Here is a 15,132-nt window from a genome sequence, read left to right on the forward strand (position 1 = left end):
ACTTGTGTGATCTACCACACATACGCGCAATTTCCTTGTCCCACCCGTGGCGGTCGGCCGTTTGGCTCCAAGACGGTAACATAATACAGAAACACTCTCTCGCGGACTTGCCGTAGGCCGGCGCGGTTGGCTCGGTCGAGCGTCTCTATCACGGCCCCGTGCACATTATGTCGCACGGCGCAGGATTTGGTCCGCGATATCGGCCGCAATGGCTAACTGACCGCCAAATTCCCTGCCGCTCGAGGCCCTCACGCACGCAGCGTCGCGTTGGGATTCGGCCCAAAAGGATACCAAACCTAAAGGCTTGCCACGTAGATTTTTTCGGCTGACATCCACCATTGGCGGGACCATGAACACGGCTGCGACGTCCTTTCCTGAGTGGAGTGCCGCAGAGGCCGCCGATCTCGTCCTCACGCGTGAGGAGGCCGTGCCCGGAGTGCTGGCGCGCCGGATGCGGCAGCGCCGGCAGATGTATGTCGGCCAGGTCGCGAGCTATTCGCTCGGCGCCTTGGTGCTGCTGCTCTATGCCTATGACGGCGCCATCCGCAGCAACGTACCATCGCTGTTCTGGATCGGCGGCGTCACGATCATCGGCATCTTCGTCGTGATGTCGGAGGCCGGCGTCGGCGACAGGCACCACGACCATTATCTCACGGTCTTCCAGATCTCGGCGCATATGGCGCTGCAATTCGTCTTCCTGGTGTCGGTGCCGACGATCGGGATTGCCTTCATCAGCGTGCTGTTCCTGATCTTCGCCTTCGGCACGCTGCGCATGACCTCGGTCCAGGCGATGCTGACCTCGGCCATCGCGACCTGCGCGCTCGCAGCCGTATTCCTCGCCTCCGACCTGCCGATCGGTATGCCGGTCGCGACGCGACTGCAGCGGATTGCCTCGATGCTGTGCTTCGTGCTGGTGATCGGCCAGTGCGCGTTTCTCGGCCTGTTCGGCGCCACGCTGCGCAAGATCCTGTACCGGCGCAGCATCGAGCTGAAGGCCGCCTATCGGCGCATCGAGGAGCTGGCTGAGCTCGACGAGCTGACCGGGTCCTACAATCGCCGCTGCATCATGGGACTGCTCGACGCCGAGATCGAAAAGTCGCGGCAGGCGGGCGCTCCCTGCGCCATTGCGCTGATCGACCTCGACTGGTTCAAGCGCATCAACGACGCCCACGGCCATCCCATCGGCGACGAGGTGCTGCGGACCTTTGCCATCACCATCTTCGCCAACATCCGGCCCGACGACCGTTTTGGCCGCTATGGTGGCGAGGAATTCCTGCTGCTGCTGCCCGGCACCGCAAGCGAGGCTGCGACGCGCATGCTCGATCGGCTGCGCAGCATCGTCGCCGAGCTCGACTGGAGCGCATTTTCGCCCGGCATGCGCGTGACGATTTCCGCCGGCGTCGCGACGCTGCGCGCCAATGATACTGCCGACACGTTTCTCGCGCGCGCCGACAGCGCGCTCTATTCCGCCAAGGCGCAAGGGCGCAACCGCATTGCTACGGGCTGACCAATCGATTTGTCGCCGGCACGTGAGAACACGCCGCCGGACCGAACGCTCCAGGACAGGGCTATGAGATCCAAAACCGTCATGTCATCCGCCAATTTGCTCGAGGAATTGCAGTCGGTGCTCGCGCACGGCACCGTCGCGCGCCGGGTCGAGACGCTGCGGCGCGTCACTGACCTGTTCGTGGGCAACGCGGTGGACTATTCGGACGACCATATCCGCGTGTTCGACGACGTCTTCCAGTGCCTGATCGAGCAGATCGAGACCTCGGCCAAAGCCTTGCTCGCCGACCGCCTCGCACCGATCGCAGCCGCACCGCCGCAGATCATCCGCACGCTGGCGCTCGACGACGTCATGGAAATCGCAGGCCCCGTCCTGACGAAGTCGGAACGGCTGGACGAGACCACCCTGATCGAGATCGCGCGCAGCAAGAGCCAGGCCCATCTCAAGGCGATCTCGCTGCGGCGAGTGCTGTCGGAGGCGCTGACCGACGTGCTGGTGAGCCGCGGCAACGAAGACGTGGTGCAATCGACCGTCAGCAATCCGGGCGCGCAGCTCTCCGAAGGCAGCCTCACCGATCTCGTCACGCGCGCCGAGCGCGACGACGACCTCGCCACCTGCATCGGCCGGCGGCCCGATCTGCCGCGGCATCATTACCTGAAGCTGGTCGCCAAGGCCTCCCTGAGCGTTCGCAGGAAGCTGGAAGCAGCTCATCCCGAGCTCGCCGGCGAAGTGCCGAGCGCGGTCCAGGAGGCGGCGCAGCGCGTCCGCGCCGCGGCCATGACGAGACAGACCGAAATGGCGCGGGCGCTGGTGAAATCGCTGCACGAGGACGGCCGCCTCACCGAGTTCCAGGTCGCGACCTTCGCCGAGCAGGGCAAGTTCGACGAGGCCAATGCCGGGCTCGCGGCGCTCGCCGGCGTTTCGGTCGAGACCGCCGAGAACATGATGATCGAAAGCCGCACCGAAGGCCTGATGATCCTCGCCAAGGTCGCCGGCATGCAATGGTCGAGCGTGCGCGCCATAATCGCCATGCGCGAGAAGCTCTCGGGCGGCTCGCAGACCGACATGCTGGCGCTGCGCGATACCTACGAGGCCCTGCGCTCCTCCACCGCACAGCAGGTGCTGCGCTTCCACCGCATGCAGAACGTGACGTCCGCGGCTTAATATCTCAGGACTCGCGATCCGACAGCGGCGCCGATGGCTGTGACGACCGCGGTCGCGATCGTGTACCAGGTCGCGACGAACAGCGGCGAGTCGTCGGTGCAATGCGAGGCGTAGAGCGTGGCGGCGAGCCCGGCCGACAACAGACCGGCGAGCGCGCCGGCCTGCGCCGGTCGCGACGGCGCGCCATGGCGCAGGCCGAACAATGCACCCGCGAGAAGCGGCAGCGACATCGCGGGGATCGCGAGCATGCACCAGCGCGAATTCTTTCCGACCAGCCGCATCGTCATCGGCATCGCCGGCGCCATCATCGCCTCGCTGCCGATCGCCACCGCAAGCAGTCCGACGGGCAGCAGCAGGAGCCAGCCCCAGCCCCGCATCAGGGCTTCGGGCCGCGACAGATGCAGGCTGATGATGATGGCGGGAATCGCGAGCGACAAAGTAACCGCGAACTTCGCATCGAAGAACGGGTTGTGCATCGCTGTCATCACGTCCGGCCGCACGCCCAGGAAGGTCGCGAAGATCAGGATCGAGAACGGCGCCGCGACCAGCAGTCCCGTGGTCAGCAGCGCGCCGACGCGCGGGACGCGGTGGGCGTTGTCGGCCGCGAGGGTGCGAATCAGTTGATCGGTATCCATGACTAATGGTCCCGTAGTTTGGCGGTCAGGGCCGCAAGCCCCCGATGCAGCGCGACCCGCACCGCACCTTCGCTCATGGCGTATTTCGCCGCGGTATCCTTGATCGAGGCACTGTCGACCGCAATCGACTGCAATACGTCGCGCTGGCGCTGCGGCAGCGTGTTGAGCTGCGCCGTCACCTCGCCGGCCGAGGCCGTCTCCTGCGGCGCCTCGCCGGGCAGCGTCTCGGCAAAATCGTCGATATTGACGAAGACGCGCCGGCCGCGGCGCCTGAGCGCATCGATCAGCTTGTTGCGCCCGATCGCGAACAGCCAGGGGGCGAAGGGGGCTTCGCTGTCCCAGGTGTGCCGCTTCAGATGCACCGCCAACAAAATCTCCTGCACGATATCCTCGGCCTGGTCAGGAGGCTGCCCGGCACGTGCCAGGCCACGCCTCGCAGCAGCGCGCAGCACCGGCGTGACCGCTCTCAACAGGCGATGATACGCCGCATCATCCCCTGCCATGGCCGACCGCATCAGGTCGGTCCATTCGTCCTCACGTCCGCGCACGCGCGCTCCTACACGGCAATTCGGCCGCTCTTTCAATTTGTTACATCGCCAACCCTGAAATCACGAAGTCGTGATCAGAGCGCAGCCAGGGAATCCGGTCCCACCCGGAAAGACCGGAGGCTCATAACACCGATCGGTCCGTCTCGCATCCGGGAGCGCGGCGGCGCTCGCCAGTTTGCCGCCTTTTTGCCCCCTGTGGCCCGAAGATTCCCATTTTTTGCCCCGCTGTCGTCATGCCCCGGGGTCTCTGTTCGCACCCGGGACGGGCGAATTGGGGAGATAATCAACATGATGAAAGCCAGCGGGCGCGCGGCATGGATTGTTCTGGCCGGGCTATTTTTGCTGTCCGCAGGCGCGGCACAGGCCGCGCCGAGCTCTGCCGCGAGCGCCAAGCCGGACAGCGCGAGCAAACAGGCCGATGCGGACAAGCAGCGGCACCACGCCTCTCGCCGCCATAGCGATAGCAAGACAGCGCAGAAATCCGGCGACAAGACTGACAAGACCAACAACGCGGACGCAACGCCGCAGGCTGGCGAGGTCAAGGTCGACAACAAGGCCGACAATAACGTGCCGGCCTCGAGCCAGATGCCGCCGGAAGTCGCCAACGCCAACGCGCAGCTCGCTGCCGGCGACACGCCGCCTGCGGCTGCAGCCTCGGCGATGACCGGGCGCGCCAACGACAATGTTCAGGCCGCAGCCGATAACAACGCAGCGCCCGCCGCCGAGAACCAGGTCGTGCCGCCCGACCAGCCCAACGACCTCGACCGCGCCCTGCAACAGGACAACCCGTCTGCGCAGAAAGCGGTGATCGCCGCGACCGACGCGCAGCCGCGCCCAGCACCGGTCATGGCGAGCAGCCATCCGAGCTCGGCCTGGGACCAGAGCTCCCTGATCGGCAAAATATTCATTGGTGTTGGCACGCTGCTGACATTGGCCTCGGCCGCGCGCATGTTCATGGCCTGATTGGCGCGTTCCGGCCCCCTTGAAGGCATCCGCGCCAGCGGGCACATTGCCCGCTCCAGCAAAAGCGTGGGTGGAGCATGAGCACGTTCGAACACATCATCATCGAAAGCAAAGGCGCAGTCGGCATCATCAAGCTGAACCGGCCGAAGATGCTCAACGCGCTCTCCTTCGGCGTCTTCCGCGAGATCGCCGCAGCCGTCGACGATCTCGAAGCCGATGACGCCATCGGCTGCATCGTCGTGACCGGCAGCGAGAAGGCCTTTGCCGCCGGCGCCGACATCAAGGAGATGCAGCCGAAGGGCTTCATCGACATGTTCTCCGAGGACTTCGCCGCGATCGGCGGCGATCGCATCGCGCGCTGCCGCAAGCCGACCATTGCCGCTGTCGCAGGTTATGCGCTGGGCGGCGGCTGCGAGCTTGCGATGATGTGCGATTTCATTATCGCTGCCGACACCGCCAGGTTCGGCCAGCCCGAGATCACGCTCGGCACGATCCCCGGCATCGGCGGCACGCAGCGTCTCACCCGTGCGATCGGCAAGTCCAAGGCCATGGATCTCTGCCTCACCGGCCGCATGATGGATGCGGCTGAGGCCGAGCGCAGCGGCCTCGTCAGCCGCATTGTGCCCGCCGACAAGCTGATGGACGAGGCGATTGCGGCGGCGGAGAAGATCGCATCGATGTCGCGCCCTGCCGTTGCGATGGCCAAGGAAGCGGTCAACCGCGCCTTCGAGACCACGCTCGCGGAAGGCATGAGCGTCGAGCGCAATCTGTTCCACTCGACCTTCGCGCTCGAAGACCGTTCCGAAGGCATGTCGGCTTTCATCGAGAAGCGCAAGCCGGTGAACAAGAACCGGTGAACCTGGCCGACGGTAAGGCTGGTGTAAGATTACATCCCGGTTTCCGCAATCCCTGTGACGCACCTGCAACAAGCACGGATTTCGTGGGGGTTTCCCCCGCGGCAGTTTGCCTGCGAGACCCGCGCTGGGTAAACAGTTAAGAGAGCCGCCGTCGGCGGGGGCGGACAGCCGGGGTTTTGCGGGATTACATGATTGGGCGTGCCGCCAGAGCTGGCCGCGTGATGACGCGGCAACGATCGGGCGTGGGTCCTGTCCTGGCGGCATGGGCCACGCTGGGGCTGTGTTATGCCCTGCCCGCCGCGGCCTCTGCGGAGGCGCTGCCGGAGGCGCTGGTCAAGGCCTACCAGACCAATCCACAGCTCAATGCCGAGCGCGCAAGGCAACGCGCCACCGACGAGAACGTGCCGCAGGCACTGGTCGGCTATCGGCCGCAGATCGTGGCCAGCCTCAGCGCCGGCCTGCAAGCGGTGCGCAACCTGCTTCCTGACAACACCATCCAGACCGCGACGCTGAAACCCTGGACCATCGGGGTCACGGTGTCGCAGACCCTGTTCAACGGCTTCCGCACCGCCAACAGCGTGCGGGTGGCGGAACTCCAGGTGCAATCGGGTCGCGAGGCGCTACGCAATGTCGGCCAGGGCGTGCTGCTTGACGCGGTCACCGCCTACACCAACGTGCTGGCGAACCAGTCGCTGGTGGAGGCGCAGCGCTCGAACGTCGCCTTCCTGCGCGAGACGCTCTCCATCACCCAGCGCCGCCTTAACGCCGGCGACGTCACCCCGACCGACACCGCCCAGGCCGAGGCGCGTCTCAATCGCGGCCTTGCCGATCTCAATGCCGCCGACGTTGCGCTCGCGGTGAGCCAGGCGACCTATGCGCAGGTGATCGGCAATGCGCCCTCCGCGCTTCGTCCCGCCGAGGTGGTCGATCGCTATTTGCCGAAGACCCGCGAGGATTCGATCGCGATGGCGATCCGCGAGCACCCGGCGGTCATGGCCGCAAGCTTCGACGTCGACGTCGCCTCGACCAATATCCGCGTCGCCGAAGGCGCGCTGCTGCCCAGCGCCACCCTCCAGGGCAGCGTCAGCCGCAGCCGCGACAGCGACCAGACGCTCGGCACCTTCGGCACCGATCAGGCCTCGATCGTCGCCAACGTCACCGCGCCGATCTATGACGGCGGCCAGGCAGCGTCGCAGACAAGGCAGGCCAAGGAAGTGACGGCGCAGAGCCGGCTGGTGCTCGACCAGGTCCGCAATCAGGCGCGCACCGCGGCGGTCAGCGCCTGGGTCGCCAATGAGGGCGCCAAGATCGCGGTCTCGGCCTCGGAGTCCGAAGTGAAGGCGGCAACCGTCGCGCTCCAGGGCGTGCAGCGCGAGGCCGCCGGCGGACAGCGCACGACGGTCGATGTGCTGAACTCGCAGGCCGATCTGATCCAGGCGAGAGCCCGTCTGATCGGCGCGCTGCGCGACCGCGTCATCGCCTCCTACACCCTGCTCAGCGCCGTCGGCCATCTCGACGTCAAGACGCTGAGCCTGAACACGCCGGACTATCTGCCCGAGGTGCATTACCACCAGGTCCGCGACGCCTGGCACGGACTGCGCACGCCGTCGGGGCAGTAAACTCAATCCTTCGGGTCGACACCCATGCAGAGCCGCCGCATCCATCTGATCGGAGCTTCGGGCTCCGGCGTGACGACGCTTGGCCGCGCGCTGGCGGGCCGGCTGGCGCTGCCGCATCACGACAGCGACGATTATTTCTGGCTGCCGACGGTGCCGCCCTACCGGACGACGCGCCCAGCCACAGACCGGCTGCGCCTGATGCGCGAGATGTTCGTGCCGCGTCTCGATTGGGTGCTGAGCGGATCCGTCACCGGATGGGGCGACGAGCTCGTGCCGTTGTTCGATCTTGTGGTCTATGTGACCACACCGCGTGAGCTTCGCTTGCAGCGCCTGCGTGCCCGGGAAGCTGCGCATTTCGGCACTGAAGCCGTCGCGCAGGGCGGCTGGCGTCATGAGGAGACGGAGTCGTTCGTCGAATGGGCCTCGCATTACGAAGCCGGTGATCGCGAGGGCCGCAGTCTCGCAAAACATGAGGCCTGGCTCGCGCGCCTGCCCTGCCCGATCGTCCGCGTCGACGGTTCGCGGCCCGTTGCGGAGCTGGTCGAGCAGCTATGCAGCCACGTGGCGGAACTGCCCGGTTGATGTGATATCGTGCGGCGCCTCTATCGCGACGCCGGAGCAGCCATGACCGACAAGATCTACGCGCGAGCCGCGCAACCCGCGACGCCGATCAATTTCGACGTGCCGGCGCATGCCTGCGATTGCCACACCCACATCCATGGCGACGTCGAAAAGTTTCCGTTCTTCGCGGGGCGCGTCTATACGCCGGGACCTGCTAGCCCGGAAGAGATGGCGGCGCTGCACCAGGCGCTGCACATCGAGCGCGTGGTGATCGTCACGCCGAGCGTCTACGGCCCCGACAATTCCTCCAGCCTGTTCGGGATGAAGGCGCGCGGCGACACCGCGCGCGGCGTGGCCGTGATCGACGACAACGCCACTGAAGCTCAACTGGACGCGATGCATGCGGACGGTTTTCGCGGCATCCGCATTAACCTCGCAACCGACGGCGTCAACAATCCCGATGTCGGCCGTGCTCGCTTCACGGCTGCCGCCGAGCGCATGACGACACGCGGCTGGCATGTGCAGCTCTACACCACGCTGGCGATGATCTCCGCCATCAAGGATCTCGTGCTGGCCTCGCCGGTGCCTGCGGTTTTCGACCATTTCGGTGGGCTCGAGGCCTCGCTCGGGTTGGAGCAGCCCGGCTTTGCCGACCTCGTCGCACTGGTCAAGTCAGGCAAAGCCTACGTGAAAATCTCGGGCGCCTATCGCTCGTCGAACCTGGCGCCCGATTATCAGGACATCGCGCCGTATGCGCGTGCGCTGATCGCTGCGAACCCGGATCGCATCGTCTGGGGCACCGACTGGCCGCACCCGGATTCGGCGCAACTGGCGGGGCGCAAGGCCACCGACATCGCACCGTTCCACCAGATCGACGACGGCCGGCTGCTCAACCAGCTTCCAGTGTGGGCACCGGATGCGGAGGTTCGCAGGAAGATCCTGGTCGACAATCCCGCGCGGCTTTATGGCTTTTGAGATCAGCGCGCCCGGCGCGAGAAGAACGAGATCAGCACCGGCAGCGTCACCAGGATCACGACGGGCGCCAGCATCATGCCGGTGACGACCACGACCGCGAGCGGCTTCTGCACCTGCGAGCCGATGCCTTCGGACAACGCGGCCGGGAGCAGGCCGACGCCGGCAACGACGCATGTCATCAGCACCGGCCGAAGCTGCAATTCGCCGGTGCGGACCACCGCGCTCATGCGGTCCATGCCCTCTTCGATCAGCTGGTTGAACTGCGAGAGGATGATGATCCCGTCCATCACGGCGATGCCGAACAGCGCGATGAAGCCGATCGCCGCCGAGACGCTGAAGGCGGTGCCGGAGATGAACAGCCCCAGCACGCCACCGAAGATCGCCATCGGGATCACGCTCATGGCGAGCAAGGTGTCGGTCATCGAGCCGAAATTGAACCAGAGCAGGATGCCGATCAGCGCCAGCGAGATCGGCACCACGACCGACAGGCGCCGGATCGCGTCCTGGAGATTGCCGAACTCGCCAACCCATTCCATGTGCGAACCGGGCGGCAATTGCACCTGGTCGGCGATCTTCTGCTGCGCTTCGCGGATGGCGCTGCCGAGGTCGCGCTCACGCACCGAGAACTTGATCGGCAGATAGCGCTCCTGCTGCTCGCGATAGATGTAGGCTGCGCCCGAGACGAGGCTGATATTGGCGACCTCGCTCAGTGGAATCTGGGTGATGGAGCCGTTCGGTCCGGGCGCGCCGATCCTGATATTCTGGATCGCCTCGGCGCTGCGGCGGTACTCCGGCGCAAGGCGAACGATGATCGGGAAGTGGCGATCGCTGCCCGGCTCGTAGAGATCGCCCGCGGTGTCGCCGCCGATCGCGACCTTGATCGTGGCATTGATGTCGCCGGGCGCCAGGCCATAGCGCGCGGCCTTGGCGCGGTCGATGTCGATCTGCACGGTCGGCTGCCCCAGCGAGGTGAAGACGGCGAGGTCGGTGACACCTTGCACCGTCGACAGCACCTGTTTGATCTTGTTGGCGGTATCGGTCAGCGCCTGGAGATCGTTGCCGAACAGCTTGATCGAGTTCTCGCCCTTCACGCCGGAGACGGCTTCGGAGACGTTGTCCTGGAGATATTGCGAGAAGTTGAACTCGACGCCGGGGAAGCGATCGTCGAGCTGCTTGAGCAGCTCCGCGGTCAGCTCCTCCTTGTCATGCGTGCCGGGCCATTGGCTCGCGGGCTTCAGCGGCGCGAAGAACTCGGCGTTGAAGAAACCGGCGGCGTCGGTACCGTCGTCGGGACGGCCGTGCTGCGACACCACGGATTCGACCTCGGGCCGGGCGCGGATCAGCTTGCGCATCTCGTTGACGTAGGTGTTGCCTTCCTGCAGCGAGATGGTCGGCGGCAGCGTGGCGCGGATCCAGAGATTGCCCTCTTCGAGCTTGGGCAGGAATTCGAGGCCGAGCAGCCGGCCGAGGGTGACCGTCATCATCACGAGGCCGACCGCGCCGCCGAGGACGATGGCGCGGTTGGCGACGGCCCAGTTCAGCACCGGCATGTAGAGCCGGTGCAGGACCTGCATCACGCGGGTCTCGGTCTCCTCGACATGGGCGGGCAGAATGATCGCGGACAGCGCGGGTGTGACGGTGAAGGTCGCCAGCAGGCCGCCGGCGAGCGCGTAGGCATAGGTGCGCGCCATGGGTCCGAAGATGTTGCCCTCGACGCCCGACAGCGTGAACAGCGGCAGGAAGGCCGCGATGATGATGGCGGCGGCAAAGAAGATCGAGCGCGAGACGTCGGCGGCGGCGCTGAGGATGGCGTGGCTCTTCATGCCGAACAGCGTCTCTGGCGACATCTGCTCGGATTCCGACGGCGGCGTGGTCTGTGTCAGGCGGCGGAAGATCGCCTCCACCATGATGACGGTGGCATCCACGATCAGGCCGAAATCGATGGCACCGACCGAGAGCAGGTTGGCCGATTCTCCGCGCAGCACCAGGATGATCACGGCGAAGAACAGCGCGAACGGTATCGTGGCGCCGACGATCAGCGCGCTTCTGAGATCGCCGAGAAAGATCCACTGCAGCAGCACGATCAGCAGGATGCCCACCACCATATTGTGCAGCACGGTGTGCGTGGTGAGGTCGATCAGGTCCTTGCGGTCGTAGATGCGCTCGATGCGCACGCCCGGCGGCAGGATGGTCGAACCGTTGATCTGATTGACGAGCTGCTCGACGCGGTTGATGGTCGGCGTGCTCTGCTCGCCGCGCCGCATCAGCACGATGCCCTGCACGATGTCGTCGGAATCGTCGAGGCCGGCGATGCCGAGCCGCGGCTTCTGGCCGACGGTGACGGTGGCGACGTCCTTCACCAGCACCGGATTGCCGTTGGTCTGGGCCACCATGGTGTTGGCGAGATCGTCGATCGACTTGATCAGGCCGACACCGCGCACCACGGCCGATTGCTGGCCGATATTGACGGTGTTGCCGCCGACATTGACGTTGGAGTTGCTGACCGCCTGGAGCAGCTGCGGCAGCGTCAGGCCATTGGCGACCAGCTTGTTGTTGTCGACCTCGAGCTCATAGGTCTTGCTCTTGCCGCCCCAGCCGGTGACGTCGATCACGCCGGGCACGGCGCGGAAGCGGCGCTGCAGGATCCAGTCCTGGATGGTCTTGAGGTCGAGCACGCTGTAGTTCGGCGGGCCGACCAGCCGATAGCGGAAGATTTCGCCGATCGGACTCAGCGGCGAGATCTGCGGCTGCACGTTGCCCGGCAGCGGCGCCAGCTGCGCCAGGCGATTCAAGACCTGCTGCAGCGCCTCTTCATAAGTGTACGCGAAGGAGAACTGCAGTTTGATGTCGGAAAGGCCGTACAGCGAGATGGTGCGGATCGTCGTCAGGTTCTTCAGGCCCGCGACCTGGGTCTCGATCGGGATCGTGATATAGCGCTCGATCTCCTCCGCCGACAGGCCGGGGCTCTGGGTGACGATGTCGACCATCGGCGGGGTCGGATCGGGATAAGCCTCGATGTTGAGCTGGTTGAACGCAATCAGGCCGCCGATGAGCACGGCGACGAACATGCCGACCATCAGGAAGCGCCGGTTGACGGCAAGGGCGACGAGACGGTCCATTCAGGTTTTTCGCAGTTTCGTGGGGCTCGCCGATCAGCTACCGGACGCCGCGCGGTCGATGAACAGGCTGCCTTTGACGACGATCTGTTCGCCGGGCTTCAGGTTGCTGGTCACCTCGACGAGGTTGCCATTGATGAGGCCGACTTTGATCTGGCGGAGCTCGACCGACTTGTCTTCACGCGCGACCCAGATGCGGACCTGGTCGCCTTCGTAGATTAGCGCCTGCTTCGGCACCGCCGGCGCCGCGCGGTCGCCGGCCGAATAGATCGTGACGTTTGCGAACATTTCGGGCTTGAGCAGGCCGTCCTTGTTGTCGATGGTGGCGCGCACCAGCAGACGGCGCGTGTTGGGGTCGATCGCGGCGGCGACATAGTTGATCTTGGCGGTCAAGGGGCGGCCCGGCAGCGCCATCACGTTGACGGAGATGTCCTGTCCGACGCTGACTTGAGCTGCATCGCTCTCGCGCACGAAGGCGGTGAGCCAGACCGTGGAGAGATCGCCGATCACGAAGACCGGATCGCTGGCGCCGGCGCTGACATATTGCCCGGGGCCGATCTTGCGCTGCACGACCGTGCCCGAGAGCGGCGCATAGATCGTGATCTCAGGGTTGATGGTGCCCTTGTTCTGGAACGTCTTGATCGTCTCGTCGGTGAAGCCGAGGATGCGCAGCTTGTTGGTCGCAGCTTCCAGCGCCGTCACTGCGGAGCGCATGTCGTTCTGCGCCTGGACCTGGGTCGCTTCCGCCTGCTGATAATCCTTGAGCGGAATGGCGCGGCCCTCGTAGAGATCCTTGGCGCGCTTGTACTGGATGTCGGCAAGCTCCAGCGCAGACCTTGCCTTGTTCTGCGACGTCATCGCCGCGATGAAATCGTTCTGGGCCTGCACGGTATCGGCGGCCTCGATCGTGAACAGCGGTTGACCTTGGGTCACGCTCTCGCCCGGCTTGGCAAGCAGCTTGGTCACCCGGCCTGCATAGGGCGAGAACACCGGCGTCGAGCGGTCCTCGTCGACCGCGACCTTGCCCTCGGTGACGTACTCGGCACGGAAGGTTTTGGCGTTGACGGGCTCGATCGTCAGCGTCGCCCATTCGGACGGTGTCGGCGTGAAATTCTGCGCGTTCTTGCGCGACTGGCTGGAGACTTCGGAGTGCTTCTTGTCCTTGGCGCCGGCAAACAGGAGGCCGTAGGCGCCAGCCCCGGCAAGCGCCAGTAAAACTACGGATGTGATCACCCGTCGTTTTGTAAGCACCTGCAATCGCTTGGTCTTTTCAGCTACCATGGAGCCCGGTCATGTCTGCGACGATCTCGGCAGACGACTGCCTTATCGGTCGCGCTAATAGTGCCGATATGGGATTTCAAACAACCTAAAAAACGCTGGCCGTCCTTCGGTTTGCGTTAAAAAATTGCAACACGTCAGCTTCACGTCAGCTTCAGCACGGCCATTGCTGCGAATGGCTGCCGAGCGGCATCGCCGGGCGGCTCCAATGCGCCGGCGTCCGCGACAGCACGGCCGAGTGGCGCACCGCCTGCAATGTGCCGAAGCCAGATGACACCTTTTCCATGAACGCTGCATGTACGGCCTCGCCCGTAAGATCCGGGGTATTGAGACCGCTTTCGAGCCGGCCGAGATTCCAGAGCCAGCGACCGGTCTGTGCCAGCGACACGCGCACATGCCAGCTGCCGTCCTCACGGGCCTGGCGCGCCTTCGCCATCATTGCGCCGAACGCCATCAGATAGCCGGTGGCGTGGTCGAGCATCTGGGCCGGCAATTCCTTGGGACCGTCGACGCCCGCGGCCTTGCCTTCCGCATGGTTGAAGCCGGTCGTGGTCTGCACCAGCGAATCGAAGCCGCGTCGTCCGTCCCAATGGCCGGCATGGCCGTAAGCCGATAGCGTGACGTAGACGATACCAGGGTTGATCTCCGCGGCCGCTTCCGGCGAGAAGCCGAGGCTGGCGAGCGCGCGCGGGCGATAGCCTTGCGAGAAGATGTCGGCGTCTTTGAGCAATTGGCGCAGCTGCGCCCGGCCCGCCTCGCTCTTCAGCTCGATGAAGGTGGTGAGCTTGCCGCGGCCGGTGTCGATGGTGAGCCAGGGAATCGCCGGCAGCTCCGGCCCCGACACCAAGAGCACATCCGCTCCGTGTCCCGCGAGCGTGCGGCCGGCGACGGGCCCTGCGATGACGCGGGAGAGATCGAGCACGCGCAGACCCGCGAGCGGGCGATCACCTTTCGGCCATTGCTTCGGCCGGGCATCGCCGATCTTCTCGATCGAGATCAGCGGCAATTGCGCAAGTGCGCGCGCCTGCGGCAGCGCCGACCATTCGTCGTAAGAGCGCATCAGCGCGACGACGCCGCCAGCGGCATAGACTGCGGTCTCAAAGTCCTCGCCTTTCCATTGCAGCAGCGCGGCCTGCACCTTGTCACGCTCGGGGGTACAGCCAAGCACCTTGCAAACGGCGTCGCGGTGATGCGGAAAATTGGTGTGGCAGCGGACGAAGCTGTTGTCGCCGGTCCTGTAGACGCCGGCGATGGCGTCCCAGGCCGGCGGAGGCGGTTTGTCGTCGAGCCGCAGATAACGCTCGGAGCGGCATTCGACGACGGCATGGCGCATGTCGACGCTGACCTCCTGCACCTCGCCGCTGCGCAGCCGCCAGATCTCGGCGGCGGCAAGACCGGCGGCCGCGATTGTCGTTTGGCCGGCGACAGCGACACGGAACGAGGACGGAATCTGCGGCTCCTCGCCGGTCAGATGCATATGTTCGAGCGCGGCAGGCTCTCCGCCGGTGGAAGTCCAGATGTCTTTGAGAATGTCGGCGGGGCTTTGCATGGCCGCTTCTCTCCCGTAATTTTTATCACCACCCATTAGCACAAAGGGAATGCAATGGCCGCCATCGATCCCCTCACCGCAGGCGCCGTGTTCGTCGCAACGGCGGCCACCGACGCGGTCTATGTGATGTTTACCTCAGCCGTCGTCGCCCGCAAGCGCGTGCCGGCCGCGAGCTGGAGCGCGATCTGGTACCTGCTCTCCTCCTATGCCGTGATCAGCTACACCGAAAACGCCGTCTATGTGGCCTTCGCTGCGATCGGTTCCTGGGTCGGCGCCTTTGCGTCGCTGACCTTCCTGCACCGTCCGCCCGGCGGCCCACCGGTGGGGGCCGCGCCGGAGTGAGGGGAGCGCTGTTCCGGC

13 protein-coding genes are annotated in these 15,132 nt (G+C 65.4%); 8 read left to right on the top strand and 5 right to left on the bottom strand.

The features are described from left to right. Positions 1–349 precede the first annotated feature (349 nt). Together XH98_RS25765 and XH98_RS25770 are read left to right on the top strand one after the other, a co-directional pair. Complete coding sequence (locus XH98_RS25765; RefSeq protein ID WP_271620292.1) at positions 350–1,507, top strand: GGDEF domain-containing protein; 1,158 nt, start codon at positions 350–352, stop codon at positions 1,505–1,507. Positions 1,508–1,570: 63 nt separating this feature from the next. After that, positions 1,571–2,671 carry a DUF2336 domain-containing protein gene (locus tag XH98_RS25770; RefSeq protein WP_271620293.1) on the top strand — a complete coding sequence of 367 codons (1,101 nt, stop codon included), beginning with the start codon at positions 1,571–1,573 and terminating at the stop codon, positions 2,669–2,671. Here XH98_RS25770 and XH98_RS25775 read toward each other — a convergent pair. Further along, positions 2,668–3,306, bottom strand: a complete 639-nt coding sequence (locus XH98_RS25775) for an NrsF family protein (protein ID WP_057753022.1) — start codon at positions 3,304–3,306, stop codon at positions 2,668–2,670. The two genes, XH98_RS25770 and XH98_RS25775, sit on opposite strands and share 4 nt — an antisense overlap. A gap of 2 nt (positions 3,307–3,308) precedes the next feature. Continuing rightward, complete coding sequence (locus XH98_RS25780) at positions 3,309–3,854, bottom strand: sigma-70 family RNA polymerase sigma factor (protein ID WP_057753021.1); 546 nt, start codon at positions 3,852–3,854, stop codon at positions 3,309–3,311. A 288-nt stretch (positions 3,855–4,142) separates the two neighbouring features. On the opposite strand from XH98_RS25780, the gene XH98_RS25785 reads away from it, so the two are divergent. The 5 genes from XH98_RS25785 to XH98_RS25805 all read left to right on the top strand — a co-directional run bounded on the left by XH98_RS25785 (position 4,143) and on the right by XH98_RS25805 (position 8,829). Then, positions 4,143–4,817 (top strand): hypothetical protein, encoded by a 675-nt coding sequence (locus tag XH98_RS25785; RefSeq protein ID WP_271620294.1) that lies wholly within the window; start codon positions 4,143–4,145, stop codon positions 4,815–4,817. A 77-nt stretch (positions 4,818–4,894) separates the two neighbouring features. Next, positions 4,895–5,674, top strand: a complete 780-nt coding sequence (locus tag XH98_RS25790) for an enoyl-CoA hydratase (RefSeq protein ID WP_271620295.1) — start codon at positions 4,895–4,897, stop codon at positions 5,672–5,674. Between the two features lie 188 nt (positions 5,675–5,862). Beyond that, complete coding sequence (locus tag XH98_RS25795) at positions 5,863–7,293, top strand: TolC family outer membrane protein (protein WP_333932704.1); 1,431 nt, start codon at positions 5,863–5,865, stop codon at positions 7,291–7,293. A 24-nt stretch (positions 7,294–7,317) separates the two neighbouring features. After that, positions 7,318–7,875 (top strand): hypothetical protein, encoded by a 558-nt coding sequence (locus XH98_RS25800; RefSeq protein ID WP_271620296.1) that lies wholly within the window; start codon positions 7,318–7,320, stop codon positions 7,873–7,875. Between the two features lie 42 nt (positions 7,876–7,917). After that, a complete protein-coding gene (locus XH98_RS25805; RefSeq protein ID WP_271620297.1) occupies positions 7,918–8,829 on the top strand; it encodes an amidohydrolase family protein in 912 nt (303 codons plus the stop codon). A gap of 2 nt (positions 8,830–8,831) precedes the next feature. On the opposite strand, the gene XH98_RS25810 is transcribed toward XH98_RS25805, so the two are convergent. From XH98_RS25810 to XH98_RS25820, 3 genes are all read right to left on the bottom strand, one after another. Continuing rightward, entirely contained in the window at positions 8,832–11,948 is a 3,117-nt protein-coding gene (locus XH98_RS25810) for an efflux RND transporter permease subunit (protein WP_271620298.1), read from the bottom strand. Positions 11,949–11,981: 33 nt separating this feature from the next. After that, positions 11,982–13,226: an efflux RND transporter periplasmic adaptor subunit gene (locus XH98_RS25815; protein ID WP_271620299.1), complete on the bottom strand. Its 1,245-nt coding sequence runs from the start codon at positions 13,224–13,226 to the stop codon at positions 11,982–11,984. A gap of 151 nt (positions 13,227–13,377) precedes the next feature. Next, the gene (locus tag XH98_RS25820) at positions 13,378–14,772 is read right to left on the bottom strand and encodes a CoA transferase (protein ID WP_271620300.1); all 1,395 of its coding nucleotides are present in this window, start codon (positions 14,770–14,772) and stop codon (positions 13,378–13,380) included. Between the two features lie 54 nt (positions 14,773–14,826). On the opposite strand from XH98_RS25820, the gene XH98_RS25825 reads away from it, so the two are divergent. Next, positions 14,827–15,114 carry a hypothetical protein gene (locus XH98_RS25825; RefSeq protein WP_057753013.1) on the top strand — a complete coding sequence of 96 codons (288 nt, stop codon included), beginning with the start codon at positions 14,827–14,829 and terminating at the stop codon, positions 15,112–15,114. The last annotated feature ends 18 nt before the right edge of the window (positions 15,115–15,132 follow it).

It is taken from the genome of Bradyrhizobium sp. CCBAU 51745, assembly GCF_028128715.1.
Lineage (GTDB): Bacteria > Pseudomonadota > Alphaproteobacteria > Rhizobiales > Xanthobacteraceae > Bradyrhizobium > Bradyrhizobium manausense.